The 16,584-nt window shown below is 40.9% G+C and carries 22 protein-coding genes; 12 read left to right on the plus strand and 10 right to left on the minus strand.

Translation table 11 applies throughout. From position 1 onward, the window contains the following. A partial coding sequence (locus DP116_RS02840; RefSeq protein WP_169153730.1) for a tetratricopeptide repeat protein occupies positions 1–198 on the plus strand: 198 nt, incomplete at its 5' end. A 184-nt stretch (positions 199–382) separates the two neighbouring features. On the opposite strand, the gene DP116_RS02845 is transcribed toward DP116_RS02840, so the two are convergent. From DP116_RS02845 to DP116_RS02860, 4 genes are all read right to left on the minus strand, one after another. Continuing rightward, the gene (locus tag DP116_RS02845) at positions 383–700 is read right to left on the minus strand and encodes a type II toxin-antitoxin system RelE/ParE family toxin (RefSeq protein WP_169153731.1); all 318 of its coding nucleotides are present in this window, start codon (positions 698–700) and stop codon (positions 383–385) included. After that, positions 700–1,023, minus strand: a complete 324-nt coding sequence (locus tag DP116_RS28940; RefSeq protein ID WP_169153732.1) for a hypothetical protein — start codon at positions 1,021–1,023, stop codon at positions 700–702. The genes DP116_RS02845 and DP116_RS28940 overlap by 1 nt, the downstream gene beginning before the upstream one ends. A gap of 55 nt (positions 1,024–1,078) precedes the next feature. Next, entirely contained in the window at positions 1,079–1,312 is a 234-nt protein-coding gene (locus DP116_RS02855) for a hypothetical protein (RefSeq protein ID WP_169153733.1), read from the minus strand. A 498-nt stretch (positions 1,313–1,810) separates the two neighbouring features. Next, positions 1,811–3,184, minus strand: a complete 1,374-nt coding sequence (locus DP116_RS02860) for a serine/threonine-protein kinase (protein ID WP_169153734.1) — start codon at positions 3,182–3,184, stop codon at positions 1,811–1,813. A gap of 699 nt (positions 3,185–3,883) precedes the next feature. On the opposite strand from DP116_RS02860, the gene psaC reads away from it, so the two are divergent. The 7 genes from psaC (at position 3,884) to DP116_RS02895 (ending at position 10,251) form a co-directional block, all read left to right on the plus strand. Further along, the gene (psaC, locus tag DP116_RS02865) at positions 3,884–4,129 is read left to right on the plus strand and encodes a photosystem I iron-sulfur center protein PsaC (protein ID WP_012411495.1); all 246 of its coding nucleotides are present in this window, start codon (positions 3,884–3,886) and stop codon (positions 4,127–4,129) included. 419 nt (positions 4,130–4,548) lie between these two features. Further along, on the plus strand, positions 4,549–6,450 hold the full coding sequence (glmS, locus tag DP116_RS02870) for a glutamine--fructose-6-phosphate transaminase (isomerizing) (RefSeq protein WP_169153735.1): 1,902 nt from the start codon (positions 4,549–4,551) through the stop codon (positions 6,448–6,450). A gap of 411 nt (positions 6,451–6,861) precedes the next feature. Next, entirely contained in the window at positions 6,862–6,999 is a 138-nt protein-coding gene (locus DP116_RS28945; protein ID WP_246275452.1) for a hypothetical protein, read from the plus strand. 1 nt (position 7,000) lies between these two features. Continuing rightward, entirely contained in the window at positions 7,001–7,273 is a 273-nt protein-coding gene (locus tag DP116_RS02880; RefSeq protein WP_169153736.1) for a hypothetical protein, read from the plus strand. Positions 7,274–7,308: 35 nt separating this feature from the next. Continuing rightward, positions 7,309–9,423 (plus strand): NACHT domain-containing protein, encoded by a 2,115-nt coding sequence (locus DP116_RS02885; RefSeq protein ID WP_169153737.1) that lies wholly within the window; start codon positions 7,309–7,311, stop codon positions 9,421–9,423. 112 nt (positions 9,424–9,535) lie between these two features. After that, positions 9,536–9,844 (plus strand): hypothetical protein, encoded by a 309-nt coding sequence (locus DP116_RS02890; RefSeq protein ID WP_169153738.1) that lies wholly within the window; start codon positions 9,536–9,538, stop codon positions 9,842–9,844. Beyond that, positions 9,841–10,251, plus strand: coding sequence for a type II toxin-antitoxin system VapC family toxin (locus DP116_RS02895; protein ID WP_169153739.1), 411 nt, complete (start codon positions 9,841–9,843; stop codon positions 10,249–10,251). Before DP116_RS02890 ends, DP116_RS02895 begins: the two co-directional genes overlap by 4 nt. Positions 10,252–10,300: 49 nt before the next feature. On the opposite strand, the gene DP116_RS02900 is transcribed toward DP116_RS02895, so the two are convergent. The 3 genes from DP116_RS02900 to DP116_RS02910 are packed head-to-tail and all read right to left on the minus strand — an operon-like array spanning position 10,301 to position 11,114. Beyond that, positions 10,301–10,492 (minus strand): hypothetical protein, encoded by a 192-nt coding sequence (locus tag DP116_RS02900; RefSeq protein WP_339381590.1) that lies wholly within the window; start codon positions 10,490–10,492, stop codon positions 10,301–10,303. A gap of 23 nt (positions 10,493–10,515) precedes the next feature. Then, a complete protein-coding gene (locus DP116_RS02905; protein WP_339381591.1) occupies positions 10,516–10,764 on the minus strand; it encodes an HNH endonuclease in 249 nt (82 codons plus the stop codon). A gap of 29 nt (positions 10,765–10,793) precedes the next feature. Continuing rightward, entirely contained in the window at positions 10,794–11,114 is a 321-nt protein-coding gene (locus DP116_RS02910; protein WP_169153741.1) for a hypothetical protein, read from the minus strand. A 92-nt stretch (positions 11,115–11,206) separates the two neighbouring features. Here DP116_RS02910 and DP116_RS02915 point away from each other — a divergent pair, with 92 nt between their 5' ends. The 4 genes from DP116_RS02915 to rpiA all read left to right on the plus strand — a co-directional run bounded on the left by DP116_RS02915 (position 11,207) and on the right by rpiA (position 12,931). Then, positions 11,207–11,371, plus strand: coding sequence for a hypothetical protein (locus DP116_RS02915; RefSeq protein WP_169153742.1), 165 nt, complete (start codon positions 11,207–11,209; stop codon positions 11,369–11,371). 180 nt (positions 11,372–11,551) lie between these two features. Next, complete coding sequence (locus DP116_RS02920) at positions 11,552–11,872, plus strand: hypothetical protein (RefSeq protein ID WP_169153743.1); 321 nt, start codon at positions 11,552–11,554, stop codon at positions 11,870–11,872. Continuing rightward, positions 11,873–12,049 (plus strand): hypothetical protein, encoded by a 177-nt coding sequence (locus DP116_RS02925; RefSeq protein WP_169153744.1) that lies wholly within the window; start codon positions 11,873–11,875, stop codon positions 12,047–12,049. It begins immediately after the preceding gene. A 171-nt stretch (positions 12,050–12,220) separates the two neighbouring features. Then, entirely contained in the window at positions 12,221–12,931 is a 711-nt protein-coding gene (gene rpiA / locus DP116_RS02930) for a ribose-5-phosphate isomerase RpiA (RefSeq protein WP_169153745.1), read from the plus strand. A gap of 256 nt (positions 12,932–13,187) precedes the next feature. On the opposite strand, the gene DP116_RS02935 is transcribed toward rpiA, so the two are convergent. From DP116_RS02935 to DP116_RS02945, 3 genes are all read right to left on the minus strand, one after another. Beyond that, complete coding sequence (locus DP116_RS02935; protein ID WP_048868164.1) at positions 13,188–13,427, minus strand: hypothetical protein; 240 nt, start codon at positions 13,425–13,427, stop codon at positions 13,188–13,190. 743 nt (positions 13,428–14,170) lie between these two features. After that, entirely contained in the window at positions 14,171–14,761 is a 591-nt protein-coding gene (locus DP116_RS02940) for a hypothetical protein (protein ID WP_169153746.1), read from the minus strand. 337 nt (positions 14,762–15,098) lie between these two features. Next, positions 15,099–16,454 carry a helix-hairpin-helix domain-containing protein gene (locus tag DP116_RS02945; RefSeq protein ID WP_169153747.1) on the minus strand — a complete coding sequence of 452 codons (1,356 nt, stop codon included), beginning with the start codon at positions 16,452–16,454 and terminating at the stop codon, positions 15,099–15,101. Positions 16,455–16,584: the final 130 nt, after the last annotated feature.

Below are 16,584 nucleotides of genomic sequence, written 5' to 3' on the forward strand. Positions count from 1 at the left end.
GCTGATTACAACCAAGCACTGCGGATTAATCCCAACAATGCTTTAGCTTATGGCAACCGGGGTAATGCCCGCGCCGAGTTGGGAGACAAGCAGGGAGGAATTGCTGATTTGCAGAAAGCAGCTGACTTGTTTCGACAACAAGGAAATACAGCTAATTACCAAAAAGTGCTGGAGTTGATTAGAAAGCTTCAGCAGTAGGCAGGCGGAGTGATGGGTAGATGATTCTTAGTCAGGACGTGACTTGCTATTGGATTTTGACAGCATAATTGAAACATCAGCAGTTTTGCTATTGGGTAAGCAAACAACATGAGTCTGCAACTATCGATTCCTGATTCTGTACTGGAAGCTATCCGGCTACCTGAAAAGCGTCGCCTACCCATTATCATTCCTGTTCTAAAATCCTCTCAATATCTCTGCCTGCATAGAGAATCCGTACAATTTGGATATTTTCGTCTTGTTCAAAGTAAAAAATGAGATACTTTTTAAAATCCTTGACAGCCCACTTACGCAACTCTTGTAAACGAGGATTCTGCACTTGATACAAACTACCCATTCCAGACATTCTTGCTAACTGTGCAAAAGTTTCTCTAACAGCGTCAAAAAAATGGAGTGCAGCATCAGGGTTTTGTTGGGCAATGTAAGCAAAATGCTCATCTATATCCAAACTTGCTTTAGGTGTGATAATTATCCGCTTTGTCATTATTGTCCCTGACGTAGCTTGTTCATCAGGTATGTGCGCTTTTGCTCCCACCATTCATCAGTAACTTCAATTGTCTCTCCACTCTCCAGTCCCTCAATTAAAAGTTCCTCTATATGTTCTTGAGCCTTTTCGCTATAGCCTTTGGATAATTGCTCGGAAGGAAGACGACGCCAAGCTTCGTCATCTTCTTTGTCTTCGCTCGGCTCATTAACTAGAATAATAACTTTAACTTGCTGATTATGCGGTAACTGCTGCAAAACTGTATCAGGTAATTCAATTTTGCCTTCGGTTGTGACTTTAGCTGGAAACTCGTATGCTTTCATATAACACCAGTGACACCAGGAAAATCGACTGTGACGACATCACCAGGATTGAATGTCACTGGGTTGTCTCCTCGCTTTCAGAGAAAAGACTAGCTGCATACTGTAAGGAGAAGGTTGTTAATTCAAGCTGATCTGACTCACTCCAAGTATCGCTACTATCAATGACAGTAATATTTTGCTGGGTTAAATCATTCAGAATAAGAGCTGCTAGACGAAGCCTCTCGCTCAGTGACAGGGTATCGACAACATATCGATAAACTTCTTGGATACTTTGGTCAGTAGTTGGCATAGCTATTCCTCCTAACTAGTATTCTATTGTAACGGGAAGTAAAGTCCCGAAAATCCTTGCGATAGCACCAGTCGCAAAGGGACACGCTGCTTTGTATGCCTAGTGGGAACGGCCACGCCTTACGGCTATCGCAGCGTCTTTGCAGGAAATACGGCACGCTTAGCGCTTACGTTTCACTCGCGGCGGACATATAGCAATCCTAAATCATTCATGAGAAATTTGGAAACAATTGGGCGAATAGAATTCGCTACTACACAAACAAAGTCCCTTCGGGTATGCCTTCGGCACACCTTCGGTGAACGCAGTCGCCTACGGAGGGAAACCCTCCTGCAGCGCTGTCTCACCACCTACGTGGACTTAAAAAAATAACCCGCGCAGGCGGGTTTGGTCTGTGTAGCCGCGATTTTTAATCGCCATAAATCAATTAAATTTTACATTTATTTTTGATGTTAAACCTACGTATTTTCTCACGATTCCATTCGGACTGCTATATGCTCGTTACTGAATTTCAAATGATTTAATCATTTTCTCTACTGTTTTGAGAAACTCATCATAATTATCTTTTTCTGCTGTGTAAGTAATGACATATGCTTTATCACCTTTTAAAGTAAAAACTTGCAAATTTTGTAAACTATTTTCTCCTGTTTTCCCAGGAAACACTAATTCCTTTCCTAGTTTATTGGCAAAAGAAGTTTCACTTGTACTGACATTGGCATCTGGTGTATTCTTTTTAATTTCTTGAACTGAAGACTTGCTAAATTCATCTAACGTTCCTGAGAACTCTTCAACGCTTATAATTACCTTTTCTTTAAATTTATCTACATCGCTTTGTTGGGGTGATACAAATGCAACCACTTCTTTGGTAACAGGGTTGTTTATATCTTGCCTTTGCCAGCTTTGAGGATATTTTATTTTTATTCCAAAATTAGAATTTTCATATTGTAGAAAACTTTCTGGAGTAGGAGGTTTAAAAATAGAAATTGCAGGAAGACTTATAGCAAGTACTGCTGCAATTCCCGATCCAATTAAAAATTTCTTAGGTAGTAATGTTTTTAAAGCTTCCAAAGCTTCATCTGCTGACTGGTAACGCTGACGGTAGTCATAACGAACCATTTTGTCTATAATATTGGCTAGCTTTGGACTAACCTGTGCTTGATTTCGCCAAATAATTTCTCCTGTCTTGGAGTCTGTTGGGAATCCTCGGCGTCTTGGATCGGGATGAATCCCTGTCAAAGCTTGAATACAAATAACTCCAAGTGCATAGATGTCACTGCTTAATGTTGGTTTGCCGTTTGCTTGTTCGCTTGCCACATAACCAGGAGTACCAATAGCAACAGTAAACTGAGTTTCTCCTTGAGGATTAGCGATTTGAGTGGTGACTTGCTTGACTGCACCAAAGTCAATCAATACAATCTTGCCATCTGACTCACGTCGCATAATATTCGAGGGTTTTAAATCGCGGTGAATAACTCGTTTTTGATGAACAAAGGCTAAGACCTCTAAAATCTGTTTTAAAAGCTTTATCACCTCAGCTTCACTGAGTTGTCTTTTGGAAAAGACTTCTTGGTTGAGGTCTTGACCTTTAATGTATTCCTGAACGATATAAAATTCTTGGTTTTCTGTACAATGTGCTAAAAGTCTTGGGATTTGGTCATGATTTCCTAAGATTTCCAGTATTTCTGCTTCCTGGTCAAAAAAACGTTTCGCGTGGTGTAGAGTGTAGGAGTCATCAGACTGAGGTTTCAATTGCTTGACAACGCACTGAGGATTTCCCGGTCGTTGCGTATCTTCAGCTAAGAAAGTGACACCAAACCCACCTTTTCCTATCTGTCGGATAATGCGGTAGCGTCCACATATTGTTTGACCCAGCATTTAAGTCACCGTGTGTTCAAGAACTTGTCACTGTATCGGAACCATCCTAAATGTTCGCTTTTGAAGCCAAATGCAGTTCACACGCCTTGGGATGGTTCCACTGTATATAGCTTATTCTGTCAGTAGACTCAAGCCCTATCTATTAGGATTACAAATGACACAATACTATTTTTGCGTATTTGGTATGAGAGTGCGATAAGCCTCCGGCTTGACGCACTCTCATATGATGAATCCAAATCTTTACTAAGATTATTTACATTAATTAATATTTTGATAAAAATCTCAGTCATTTGAACACGCAGAACTGCCATTTCTTGAAAAAGTTATTAACAAACAAGTTATATCTTCAACGCCCCCAAGCACTCCTTTTTGTTGACTTTTGATTCACATGTCTATATAATACGACCCGTGCTCAAAAAGCTGGTGCTTGAAAGGAGATTGATACAGGACTAAATACTCAACTTAGGCAATCCAAAACTCAAAATTCATCATCACCAAATCCATGCCAGACAGTCATTAGAGCTACGCAATACATCCTTACTTAAATGCACAATAGCTTGACTGCAATTTAAAGGTGCTTATTACATTCTTTAAAGTTATGTAGCCTTTTAATTACGGAAGATCAGCCACTGCGGTAAACTAAGCCATGATTATGATTCTTTCACACCAGAAAAACTCTCTCAAAGGAGCTTTTTTTCAATGTCTCATACCGTAAAAATCTACGATACCTGCATCGGCTGTACACAATGCGTTCGTGCTTGCCCCACTGACGTACTAGAGATGGTTCCCTGGGATGGCTGCAAAGCTGCTCAAATCGCTTCTTCTCCCCGCACAGAAGATTGTGTGGGCTGCAAGCGATGTGAAACGGCTTGTCCTACCGACTTTTTAAGCATCCGCGTTTATTTAGGAGCTGAAACGACTCGTAGTATGGGTTTGGCTTACTAAATTTTCCCTTCGGAAGGCAATTTATTCTCTCGATAGCAAGCACTTATTAGTAGTGGGGGCTGGGCATTACGTACCATTTACAACAATGGTGAGTCATGTCCAGCCTGCAATTTTATGAACTTAATGTAAAATTTTGAAAGAAATCGCAATACTGATATAGCAGGGAACAGGGAACGCTTAACAGGGAACGCTTAACAGGGAACAGGCTTGAAAGTCTCGTGGTGTCCGTATTTTCTCATTAGTTCATGTCCTAACCTACCTGGCAACTGCTATAGATTGCATCTGGTTGCACGCACTGACAGGCTTTCCTCATATAGCTATAACTGTATACAACAAAGTCATTTTTTTGCCAAAATGCTACCTTTGTGCTGTTGACTATACTGTGTTTATTAGTCCTATAACAAGAGTGGTGTGATCAAATGTGCGGAATCGTTGGGTATATTGGCACTCAAGCAGCAACAGAAATTCTGCTATCTGGGTTGGAAAAACTAGAGTATCGGGGATACGATTCTGCGGGAATCGCCACGATATGGGAAGGTGAAGTGAATTGTGTCCGGGCAAAGGGTAAACTTTATAATCTGCGTTCTAAGCTAGAACAAGTCGAAACACCTTCTCAAATTGGTATTGGTCACACTCGCTGGGCAACTCATGGTAAACCTGAGGAGTATAATGCCCATCCCCATATGGATGCGGCTATGCGAATAGCAGTAGTGGTTAATGGGATTATTGAAAATTACAGCGAGTTGCGCGAGGAACTAAAACAGAAAGGATACCAGTTTCTCTCAGAGACTGATGTTGAGGTTATCCCCCACCTAATCGCTGAGTTTTTCAAACATCCCCCTTCTTCTGTTTCTCCCTTCTGTCCTTCTTTGTTGCTTGAAGCTGTTCGGGATACTGTTGATAAACTTAGGGGGGCGTTTGCGATCGCACTCATCAGTGCTGACTACCCCGACGAACTCATCGTCGTCCGACAACAAGCACCTATGGTGATTGGTTTTGGGCAAGGAGAATTCTTCTGCGCTTCCGACACACCAGCGATTATTTCTCATACCCGTGCGGTTTTACCTCTAGACAATAGGGAATTGGCACGTCTGACACCTCTGGGTGTTGAGGTTTACAACTTTGCAGGTGAAAGGTTGAAAAAACAGCCCCGCCTGCTTAACTTGAATCCCACAATGGTGGAAAAGCAGGGATTCAAGCACTTCATGCTTAAGGAAATTTACGAACAACCAGCAGTTGTACGGGCTTGTTTGGATGCTTACTTCAGTGCTGATTGGAGTGTTGGTGATTCTACAAATTCTCCCATTAAACTTGGTTTACCTGCAGAGATTTACGCTAATTTAGAACAAATTCAAATTGTTGCTTGTGGTACAAGTTGGCACGCAGCATTAGTCGGTAAATATTTAATTGAACAACTGGCAGGAATTCCAACGCAAGTACATTACGCTTCTGAATTTCGTTATGCACCATCACCCCTGACACCCAATACTCTGACGATTGGTGTTACGCAGTCTGGTGAAACCGCTGATACGCTAGCAGCCTTGGCGATGGAAAAAGAACGTCGTCAGGATAAAGAACCAAAATATCAAGCACGATTATTAGGAATTACCAATCGCCCAGAAAGTACTCTGGGTCATATGGTAACTCAAATTATTAATACTCTGGCGGGAATTGAAATTGGGGTGGCCGCAACGAAAACTTTTATTGCCCAACTGATGGCATTTTATGCATTAGCATTGGATTTGGCATATCTTCGTCAAACGATTTCTTCTACGAAATTGCAAGAGATTATTGACGGGTTGCGGCAAATTCCTGGTGAAATTGAAGCAACTTTGGAAAAGCAAGAAGAGTCTATTGGACAATTAGCGCATGAGTTTGCAGAAACCAAAGATTTCATCTTTTTGGGAAGAGGGATTAACTTTCCTATTGCTTTAGAAGGGGCGTTGAAATTAAAGGAAATTAGCTATATTCATGCAGAAGGATATCCGGCTGGAGAAATGAAGCATGGACCGATCGCTTTGTTGGATGCGAAAGTTCCAGTTGTGGCGATCGCCACACCCGGAAGTGTTTACGAAAAAGTCATTTCTAACGCCCAAGAAGCCAAAGCGCGTGATTCTCGCTTAATTGGAGTGACTCCATTTAATCATGGGGAAGCAGCAGAAATCTTTAACGACTTTATCCCAGTTTCCAAAGTTGATGAATTGCTTTCCCCAATTCTCACAGTTATTCCCCTGCAATTGTTGGCTTATCATATTGCGGCGCTTCGCGGTTTGGATGTTGACCAGCCGAGGAATTTAGCGAAGTCTGTGACGGTGGAATAATATAATTTCAGCTAATGTGGAGGATGTGGAGGAATAATTCGGTTGAACAATAAAAAATGCGATTAAACAATGGATAAAACAGTTTAACAATTGCTGGAGCCACGTTCACCACGATTTTTCTACCATCTACATGGTGGGATGCGAAAATTTAAGGTCTTTCGGTTCTAAAATTGTTCAACAGGTTTATATGTGAGCAAATGGCTGTGCCTAATCAGTCAGACAGTTATTGTTCAATTTTTTTTCATAGCATTTACACTGTAGAACGAGGAATCAGGAGTTTGAGCCACTGAAATTGTTCAACTGTTTCAAAGTGGACTCAAACTTTTAACAACAACCCAACGTGCGATACGCGTAGCGTCAAGCCTCCGGCTTATCGCACCTTTTACAGAAATCACTGTGGGAGTTGTAAAAATGCTTGCTCAACGAAATGAAAATGTCGCTGTACAAAAATGTTACCTGGGATTAGATTTTGAAAATGCGGCAATGGGGTGTCGTCTAGCCGAGGCAATTATATTGCGGTACAGGTTGATGATGAATACGACTTTCTAATTTGATGAATCATTTGGGTAAAACCGTACCTGAAAGTGCGAGAAAGTTAGATAAAGAGCAAACTCCTCAATTTGATATGACAGGAGGAGATTTTGTTATTGCCAAGCTGCGAGGTGGGAAAGGTTTACCTGATAAGGGATGGGAAGAAGTTAAGCCACAAGCAACACAAAAAATTAATAAAATTGCTGAGACTATAAACCAGCACGCTAAACAAATCAATAACATTAACGAAGTCAAGGATGCTCATTTTGGTGATGTCATTCACAAAAACTAATTTCTCTAGTTAGAAGAAGAATGAGCAAATGAGCAATGCCTACCCCTGATGAACTAGATGAACTAAAAGTTGTTTTTGAAAACCTTGTGGGACGCACTCCAAGTGATGAGGAAATCGAAGCTTTGAAGGCTTGCTTTAAGGGCAACCAGTCGATAAATTTTCAAGTCGCCAAGTACATCAATAATGTCACTGAAGCGCAAAATAGTCAGTTTGGCGATACGCACAAGCTAAAGCCTCCGGCTTATCGCTTTTCCCAAAATGCAGATACAGAAGCAATTCAACCCGCAAAATTAAACCAAAACCAGCTTTCAGTTGATGACGTTGTGCAAAAGGTGCGCTTACGTTTTCACGATGACATCCAACGCTTACATGGTACGATGCCACTTTTGGGCGTTGATCATTGGGTAGATTTGGGTGAGTTGTTTGTGAATGTTAATATCCTGCAGGAAGTCAGCAGTAGTCGCAAATCAGAACTAGGTGATCTGTGGCAAGATTTTATCGCTAGCGTTCCAGAATATTCCAGTGATCGCAGTTTGGATCGCATTGGCTTAGGAAAGCATCAACAACGAGTATCTGGGTTAACAGTGCTGGCGAAAAATACCAATTTGATGGTACTGGGGAAGCCGGGTTCCGGTAAAACAACTTATCTACAGCATATTGTCACCGAATGCAATGAAGGAAGATTGCAGCCACATCGGATTCCTGTGTTGATTAAGTTGCGGGAATTTGTGGATGATGGTCGTAAATTTGAATATAGTCTAGAACGTTATCTCACTCAACAATGGCGATTGTCTGAAGCTGAGACTGAATTAGTTCTGAGTCAAGGCAAAGCATTGATTTTGCTGGATGGTTTAGATGAGGTGACGGGGGTAGATGGACGGGTGATATCCAAACAAATCAAACAATTTACCCGTACCTATCCACAGAATCAGTTGATTGTGACTTGTCGAACGCAAAGCCAAGAATCGCGATTTGAGCGTTTCGACTATGTGGAAGTAGCAGACTTTGATGAAACGCAGGTAAACGCATTTGCAAAACACTGGTTTAAGGCAGTTTGTTCTGATGCAGAGGAAGGACAGGCAAAGGCAAGGCAATTTTTAGACAAGCTTTATATAGAAGAAAATAAGCCCATTCGGGAGTTAGCGATTACGCCAATTCTGCTAAGTTTAACCTGTGCTGTGTTTCAGGTGCAGGGGAAGTTTTACTCAAAGCGATCGAAACTGTATGAGGAAGGATTAGAGTTACTACTGGAGAAGTGGGACAAGTCGCGGGAAATTGAGCGGGATGAAATTTATCGAGATTTATCCGTAGAGCGAAAGCAGGAACTTTTGAGCTATTTGGCGGTGAAGAAGTTTGAACAACCACAATATGTGCTGTTTGAGCAGGAGGAGATTGAAGGGTATATTGCAGAGTTTTTGGAGATTTCGCGGCGGGATAGTCGAGTGGTGTTGCGGGCGATTGAGGCGCAGCATGGGTTATTGATTGAAAGGGCGCAGAAGGTTTGGTCGTTTTCACATCTAACGTTTCAAGAGTATTTTGTGGCGAAGTGGTTTTGCGAGCGGAGTAACTGGAATGATTTAGTGAATCATATTATAGAGATGAACTGGCGAGAGATTTTTTTATTAGTAGTTATGATGTATGAGCCTGTAGATGTTTTATTACAGTTAATGAAACAAAAAGCCGATCACCTTGTAGTTGATGAATCGAAAATACAGAAATTTCTCTTTTGGATATTTCAAACATCTCAAATAGTTGATTTTCCCTATAAACTAGAAGTTATTCGAGCGTTTTATTTTGAACTATATGGTGGATTGAATTCCACTTATAAATTTAGGATAGCTAGTCACCTATCTTCTACTTCAGACGGTATTATCTGCGGCGTTTTCTATAACGCTCACAACATTATTAAAATTAAAACAATGCTTAGAGAAACCCAACCAAAACAGAAGAAGAAGGAAAATTATATTGATTATATCTGGATATTTAGTTCAGAGCATGAAAATCTATTAAAACAGTATTATTTGGCTAATAATATACTAGTAGATTGTCTGAAAAATGGTTTTCTTAAAAGTGATGAAGTTACAAAGGAAATTGAGACAAATATATTCTTGCCGATCGCCGAAATCGAAAAGCGTAAGCGTGAAAAATGAGTATGCGTAATTTCTACTTAAGCTATGCTGCCATGATTTTGTTGACGGTAAAACGATACGTGCTTCACACAGGCTAACGCCAATGCCAATATAGAGAAAAGGAGACAAAACAATGAACGCAAAAATTAGTATCCAAATTGAAAAAACTCAATTAGGTTATTCTGCCTACAGCCCTGAAATTGAAGGGAGTCAAGTACAAGGTGATTCTGTTGAAAGTGTTGTTGATGCTCTCAAGACAATTCTCAGCACTTACCTGAAAAAACAAGAACATCAGATAGATTCTGGAACGGATAAACCTATCTGGGAAATCGCTCAACAAATCACTCAAGATATGACCGAAGAAGAAATTCGTCAACTGCCATCAGATGGTGCCGAGCAACATGATCATTACATCTATGGCATTCCTAAACGGAAATCATGAAGACGCTATTTGCAGATACTTTCTACTGGGTTGCTTTAATCAATCCAGGAGATGATTGGTACAATCGAGTTCTTAATACCAGCAACTCACTGGGGCAAATCCAAATTGTGACTACAGATGAAGTGTTGACAGAAGTGCTCACTTTCTACTCAGAAGCGGGTACTCGAATGCGGCAACGTACTGTGGAGTTTGTGGACAATATTCTTAATAATACCAAAATTCAAGTAATTGAACAGACTCATGCTTCTTTCCTGGCTGGTTTGGAGTTATATCGTAGCCGTTTTGATAAAGGTTATAGCCTAACTGACTGTATCTCCATGAATACTATGCGACAACTGGGCATCACAGAAGTTTTAACCCATGACCAGCACTTTGCTCAAGAAGGCTTTGTCATCTTGTTCAGGTAGGTGATTGAGCTTGTCCTAAGTAGCCAATAACCTAGACAAGCCTCGTCATTCATTGAGAAGTATTCCCAGTTTCTTCGATCAACTCATCCACCAATTTTCTTAACCGTTCCTTCCAGTCAGGGACGGCTTTTAGCTTTTCTTTTACACCTATCCGCACATTGAAACACACGGGGGACTTGTCAAAAGGTTCTTCATTTAAAGAAGTTGCTCCAAGTTTATTTTTTTTCTGGAAAGGCATCATTTCGAGTTGTATATGTTACTATATCAACATATAACACAATTTTTGAGGTGACGCATTGCACGTCCAACAGTTGTCACACCCAAGATTCTCAAACCATCGGCTGTCCAAATAAAATGCTCTGCCCAGCGTTGCTGACGTGGATTGAATAGTGGTACGCTTTCCTGAGTTTTTGGATCAACAGCCGTTGTAAAATTATAGTGACGCTCGTTGCAGCGATGACAAGCCAACGCTAAATTCTCGTCATCATCTGAACCGCCTAAAGATTGGGGCAAAATGTGGTCAAGTGTGAAACGATCTGGACTTAGGTATTCGGGGGAATGGCAGTACTCGCAGAGGAATCTAGCTCGTTGTCGGACAAATCTTCGAGTTGCCTTGGACACCATTTTGCTTGCGCTGCCAATTGAGCATTAATTAAAGTAAAAATCCGCGATAGTTCAGAGATACCATCTAGTTCTGCCCGTTCCGCTTGAGATAACGCATCCTGCTTATTTTTGTTGAGTAATTCTTCAAACCGAGCTTGCAACTCATGAGTAAATTTGAAGATGTAGACTTCACCCAACTGGCTCATCCTAACTCCAGAACGGATAAACGATGATGGTTGTACCATGAGTTGAGTTATCATTGCTTTACCCTACACAAATGGTTCTTTGATTGTAACCGAAGGAGGGTTTGATTGCTGCTCATGGTATGTAGCCTTCAGATTTGAGCTAAGCGATGTCTGACGACAAGCCCTTCGGGTATGCCTTCGGCACACCTTCGGTGAACGCAGTCGCCTGCGGAGGGAAACCCTCCCGCAGCGCTGTCTCACCGCTACGCGTCTACGCTACAGAAGAACCTTTGCTTTGTAAGTTGATTCGTGTGGTACGTCCTGCTAATTGAAGAAGGTTTCGCCGAAATCGAAAAGCGTAACCATGAAAGATGATTAGGTGTGATTTATGCTACATAGCACATAATCTGTGCAAATAAAAAAAATATAATTTAGCGCTAATTTTCCGGATTATCACTGAAACCTGTTGTATATAAGGAAGCTGAAACTAGTACAACAACCAGGAGATAGTTTTGAACGCAGTTAGCAAGGTAGACGCAATTCTCAACGCATGGTTTGATTACATAGCTCTAGATGATTACAGTAACGCCAAGATTGAAGCTAATAGCGATGCAATAAAACAGCGCGGTGTCAGCCTAGTACGCGACCATGTATTAATTGAGCCAGATACCTTCTCAGAGCTACGACAAAAAGTTACCCAAGGGCAAAAAGGTCAACAGGAAGCAGTGTGGGCTTTGTCCTTTCCGCAAGTTTTAGATGTAGAAAAGGGAAAATCTTATCTTTGTCCTTTGTTTAGCTTGGATATTACACCATTGAAGCGGGTGTGTTGTTAAATGATGCAACCACAGCCCAAGTATTACGTTCGCAGTTTGATACTTTGGTTTGTCGAAAAATTTTGCGTCCGGTATCGATTTGTCAAAAAACAGGAAGCTCGCCGCATCGAAACTTCGACACGGCAGACTTCGCGCGTTAAGCTAGCTGCGCCTCCGGCAATCGCCTCTCCAGCTTAGACGGCAAAGCAATGATAGTCTGTATGAGTCGGAAAATTTGTGTAAACTTCTGACTTTGACTGTTATCTAGTTCATTTAGCAGTACCTTTTTTGACAAAAAGGCAACGGATTCTACGACAACAGGTTTGCCCTCTACTATGTTGTATAGCAAGTTTTTCAGGAGCTTTGGGAATGACAGCAGCAACAGACCCCGTAAAGTTGAGCAAGCAGGAAGTTGGCAAAGCCGCTGCCGCCCTGGTACAATCAGGTTCTATTGTTGGGTTGGGTACGGGGTCAACGACAGCATATGCAATTGAGTTTATAGGCGATCGCCTCAAATCCGGCGAACTCAAAGATATCGTTGGTGTCCCCACTTCGTTTCAAGCAGAAGTGCTGGCGAAGCAGTACGGTATTCCACTCACCACCCTAGACGCGATTGACCACATTGATATTGCAATTGATGGTGCAGACGAAGTTGATCCACAAAAAAATTTGATTAAAGGTGGTGGTGCAGCACATACCCGCGAAAAGGTAGTAGATTATTTAGCCAGCCGATTCATTGTCGTTGTCGATGGTGGTAAATTAGTTGATAGACTGGGTTCTGTTTTTCCAGTTCCTGTAGAAGTCATACCAATGGCTGTGACTCCCGTCACCCTGGCACTTAAAAAACTTGGTGGCAAACCAGAACTGCGTATGGGTGTGAAAAAAGCTGGTCCAGTGATTACCGACCAAGGCAACATGGTTATAGATGTCAAATTTGACACTATTGATGACCCAGAAAATATCGAAAAAATACTGAATAATATTCCCGGCGTGTTGGAAAATGGTATCTTCGTCAACTGTGCTGATGTGGTGTTGGTAGGCGAAGTCAAAGATGGTCAGCCTGTCGTCAGGGAATTGTAGCAGTTTAAAGTGAGTATAGGGGTGCACAGGCGCAACGCCTTGCGCCCACATAGAAAAAATTAAAAATATACCTACAGACACCCTAGGCAAAGCGTGCAACTGCTGTCCACGAGAAAAGTTAGGGATGTGAGGGAATAAGGGAATAAGAAAATAAATGCATTTTCCTTATACCCCTACATTCCTATGAAACCTTTATTAAACTTTGTTCTAAGTGTGTGGCTGTACAAAAGCACAAGTCACTTTATTATTTTTGTATTTAATCTTGTCTATAAGTATTATTTTTAACATCCATTAACCAAATTTTTTCTAGAAAAGCAATTCTTCTACGGTAAACAGCAACACGAGACTTTTTATAAGTAATTATTCCTAGTAAAACAAACAGAGGAAAGGAAATGATAGATAACCCTATGAGATTATTAGTATGGGCATCAGTAGAACCCTTAGAGTGAGTATTTGAGGGGTCAGTTGTTGGCTGAGTGCTAAAGTAATGCGGCATTAATACCTCCAGAGATTATAGTTCTACTAATAAAGCTTCAAGGGGAACGTTTTATTTTTCGCACAAGTTGAGGATTTTCCGGATGTATCCGGACTCTTGTTACTCAAACAATGAGTATTTCTAGTTCTCATAGTCAATATCTTCGCCAAAATGCCCTCACTTTTTAAGAGTGGGGCACTACAAACAATAGCCGTAAGGCGTGACCGTTCCGCTTCATTTTTCATAGACAAGGATGGACAACCCTCCACAATGTCTACTCGTAAAACCCGAGATCTGGATGTATTTTTGCGGTGAATCCAGCGCCGTGCGGGGGTTCCCCCCCGTTGAGGCGACTGGTGAACCCGAAGGGCACTACCAAAAAATTTGAATCAAACTAGTTGATTGGAAGCCGCAAAAATACAAGGGTTGTCCATCCTTGTCGAGGGTTTGCCCAACCCACTAGGGCTACGTCTCTACAGTGTATTACAGGCAACCGAGAAGCGCTATATACTTACACGGTGACAAAATGCTTTGACCGTATGCGTTTACAGACATGCTGCTTTGTATGCCTGCAGGTATACAAAGCAGCATCTTGTGGAGGAGAGATCCAAAGGGTTATCCCGTTCAGTTCTCTGGGCTGTTATAAGTAAGTCGGCACAATAAAACCAATGTATGTTGAGTTTTGTAAAAACTGTGAAATAACCTATTTCTAAGCTGTTTGCTAATTTTACATTTCGTTACATAGGTGATTTTTTAACGCCGACTTACTTACACCCACCTAATTCATTTTGAATTCTGAATTCTGACTTATGACTTGTGACTTCTGTTTTATAATTTCTTCTCCAATATTTGAGTTTATCCATAGAAATTGATTTTGTGACAACATTCACTCCAGTTCCTCGCCAAGCAACTTCTGAATCTGTTGTAAAAACAGCACATTCTAATTGATCTAGCTTAATATTCCAATACTCACTAAATCTGCTTTTCAAAGTTATGACTTGCTCAAAAACTTTATTTCTATGCTTATTTCTTCTTTTCCTTTCTGTTGCTCCTGTTGCTTCTGTATCAATAAATTTAGTTTCTATTAAGAAGATATTACCGAATGAACTCAGATAAACGAAATCACACTTCCCCAAATCTGTATAGTCAGCGATTGGGGACTTTTCAAATAACAGTAGTTCAGAGCAGAAAGGAAATATCCGTTCGATATTCAAGAACAAATAAGCTTGCAATAGCAGTTCGTTATCGTAAGGAAAACTAACAACACCCTCAAAAAATTTTTTAATCTCTTCCTGAGATTGGGGTTGAATTCTTTTACAATGTGTAACAAAATTATTCACTTCATCTGCGATCATGCAGTTTTTGTTTCCTCCTCCTTATTAACACACAAGCCTGATGAGTAAAAATATACCCTGTATGTGAGAAACCAAACATCCGCAGAAGTAACTAAAAAACGGTTCTCCTTTCATTTACTTACGGTAAAATATTGAGAGTATTTTTGTAATAATTATATCAATTTAATCAGTGTTAATGCTTAGTAAGTAGTTGCATGCTGACTTTTTGGTAGTCAGGTGTTGCGCCCATAAGTTGTAAATTGATTTGTGAGGACAGTCAACAATTAGGGGTGTAGGTCTACAAACTAAACCCTACACCCCCTCAAAATTAATGACACAGACTACAATCGCTCTTTGATTAAACATCAGCAAGCGATTGTGGATAAGCAGAGAATCTGGCATTTTGAAGAGCCTGAACAGTTGTTCTAGAATCTTGCACCCAAAATTGTCGTCCAAAACGGACAAGTTGACGGGAAGTTCCGGCTTGTACAATCCCTATGACAGGAACTTTTGCTTTTTCTCTCTCTCCTGAGTATTCTTGCAAAATTGTTCTGAGGCGATGTTGTTCTTCAATGGTGTCTGCTTGTTGAAGATTCAATTGCACTATCACCAACTGTACTGTTTCGACTAGTTCTACGTCTTCAACAATCAATTGATTTTGGTCTTCGCGTCGATCTACTTTCCCCCAAACAATTAACCTAGAGTCAATTTGGAGCAAAGAATGAATCTGCTCGTAAATTTTAGGAAAGACGACTGCTTCTAATTGTGTCGTTAAATCTTCTATTTGTAAAATCGCCATTGGATCGCCTTTTTTGGTCATCACTTTCTTAACACCATTGAGCATGACAACCGCACAAATAGCACTTTCTTCTTTCTGTTCCCCAAGCTGCGAAAGGTTAATTGGGGCTAGAACACGTGCTGAATTGCGAATAGCTTTGAGTGGATGATCTGATACATAAAATCCCAAAAGCTCCTTTTCCATTTGCAACTTTTTCTGTGGGGGAAAATCAGGAACTTTTTGAGCTTTGGGAGCTGTATCAAAGCTATTTTGGTTTTGATTGGTAGTAGCAGCAGTAGAAAATGGACCGCCTAAAAAATCAAACAGATTTCCCTGTCCACTTGCTCTGTCTCTGGCACGAGATTGTGCCCAGTCGTATACTAGTTCTAAATCGCGAAGTAACTGGTTGCGATTGGAGTCAATGGTGTCAAACGCTCCACAAGAAATCAGTGCTTCTAAACTACGGCGGTTGACAGTACGCAAATCGATGCGATCGCAAAAATCAGCTAGAGACTTAAACTCGCCTCCTTCCTCTCTCGTTTCCAAAATACACTTTATTGCGTTCTCTCCCACGTTACGAACAGCGGACAATCCAAACAAAATGTTGTCACCTGACGGTGTAAAATCTTCACCAGAGCGATTGATGTCTGGCGGCTCTATATGAATATTCATACTTGCGCAGCTGGAAATATATTTCTGCACCTTGTCTGTGTCATCGCTGTTAGCCGTCAACAGCGCCGCCATGTATTCCAACGGATAGTTCGCTTTTAAGTACGCAGTTTGATATGTGACATAACCATATGCCGTTGAATGGGATTTATTGAAACAATTAGAAGCAACCAAGCCATTTCTAATAATAAAGTTATGGTCGCGCTCTACCCCTATGTCATAAACATTTTGCGTGCTGAGAGTTTTTCGAGTTACAATTTTCACCATTTTTCCAGCCCCTAAAACCTATAAAATCAATTAATTTCTAAAATTGTCAAAAGCCTGTAACGCCCATTTTTACAGAAATAAATATTAATTTAGTCCAATTGGCATTTAAGGAGAATACCTGGACAGCCCA

Origin of the sequence: Brasilonema bromeliae SPC951, from assembly GCF_012912135.1 — a bacterium.
Classification (GTDB): Bacteria; Cyanobacteriota; Cyanobacteriia; order Cyanobacteriales; family Nostocaceae; genus Brasilonema; species Brasilonema bromeliae.

What these genes read in the sequence shown, in the direction of transcription:
- DP116_RS02845 (WP_169153731.1), bottom strand. Translation starts at nt 700, where the DNA reads ATGACAAAGCGGATAATTATCACACCTAAAGCAAGTTTGGATATAGAT.
- DP116_RS28940 (WP_169153732.1), bottom strand. Translation starts at nt 1,023, where the DNA reads ATGAAAGCATACGAGTTTCCAGCTAAAGTCACAACCGAAGGCAAAATT.
- DP116_RS02855 (WP_169153733.1), bottom strand. Translation starts at nt 1,312, where the DNA reads ATGCCAACTACTGACCAAAGTATCCAAGAAGTTTATCGATATGTTGTC.
- DP116_RS02860 (WP_169153734.1), bottom strand. Translation starts at nt 3,184, where the DNA reads ATGCTGGGTCAAACAATATGTGGACGCTACCGCATTATCCGACAGATA.
- psaC (WP_012411495.1), top strand. Translation starts at nt 3,884, where the DNA reads ATGTCTCATACCGTAAAAATCTACGATACCTGCATCGGCTGTACACAA.
- glmS (WP_169153735.1), top strand. Translation starts at nt 4,549, where the DNA reads ATGTGCGGAATCGTTGGGTATATTGGCACTCAAGCAGCAACAGAAATT.
- DP116_RS28945 (WP_246275452.1), top strand. Translation starts at nt 6,862, where the DNA reads ATGCTTGCTCAACGAAATGAAAATGTCGCTGTACAAAAATGTTACCTG.
- DP116_RS02885 (WP_169153737.1), top strand. Translation starts at nt 7,309, where the DNA reads ATGCCTACCCCTGATGAACTAGATGAACTAAAAGTTGTTTTTGAAAAC.
- DP116_RS02890 (WP_169153738.1), top strand. Translation starts at nt 9,536, where the DNA reads ATGAACGCAAAAATTAGTATCCAAATTGAAAAAACTCAATTAGGTTAT.
- DP116_RS02895 (WP_169153739.1), top strand. Translation starts at nt 9,841, where the DNA reads ATGAAGACGCTATTTGCAGATACTTTCTACTGGGTTGCTTTAATCAAT.
- DP116_RS02900 (WP_339381590.1), bottom strand. Translation starts at nt 10,492, where the DNA reads ATGATGCCTTTCCAGAAAAAAAATAAACTTGGAGCAACTTCTTTAAAT.
- DP116_RS02910 (WP_169153741.1), bottom strand. Translation starts at nt 11,114, where the DNA reads ATGATAACTCAACTCATGGTACAACCATCATCGTTTATCCGTTCTGGA.
- DP116_RS02915 (WP_169153742.1), top strand. Translation starts at nt 11,207, where the DNA reads ATGTCTGACGACAAGCCCTTCGGGTATGCCTTCGGCACACCTTCGGTG.
- DP116_RS02925 (WP_169153744.1), top strand. Translation starts at nt 11,873, where the DNA reads ATGATGCAACCACAGCCCAAGTATTACGTTCGCAGTTTGATACTTTGG.
- rpiA (WP_169153745.1), top strand. Translation starts at nt 12,221, where the DNA reads ATGACAGCAGCAACAGACCCCGTAAAGTTGAGCAAGCAGGAAGTTGGC.
- DP116_RS02935 (WP_048868164.1), bottom strand. Translation starts at nt 13,427, where the DNA reads ATGCCGCATTACTTTAGCACTCAGCCAACAACTGACCCCTCAAATACT.
- DP116_RS02940 (WP_169153746.1), bottom strand. Translation starts at nt 14,761, where the DNA reads ATGATCGCAGATGAAGTGAATAATTTTGTTACACATTGTAAAAGAATT.
- DP116_RS02945 (WP_169153747.1), bottom strand. Translation starts at nt 16,454, where the DNA reads ATGGTGAAAATTGTAACTCGAAAAACTCTCAGCACGCAAAATGTTTAT.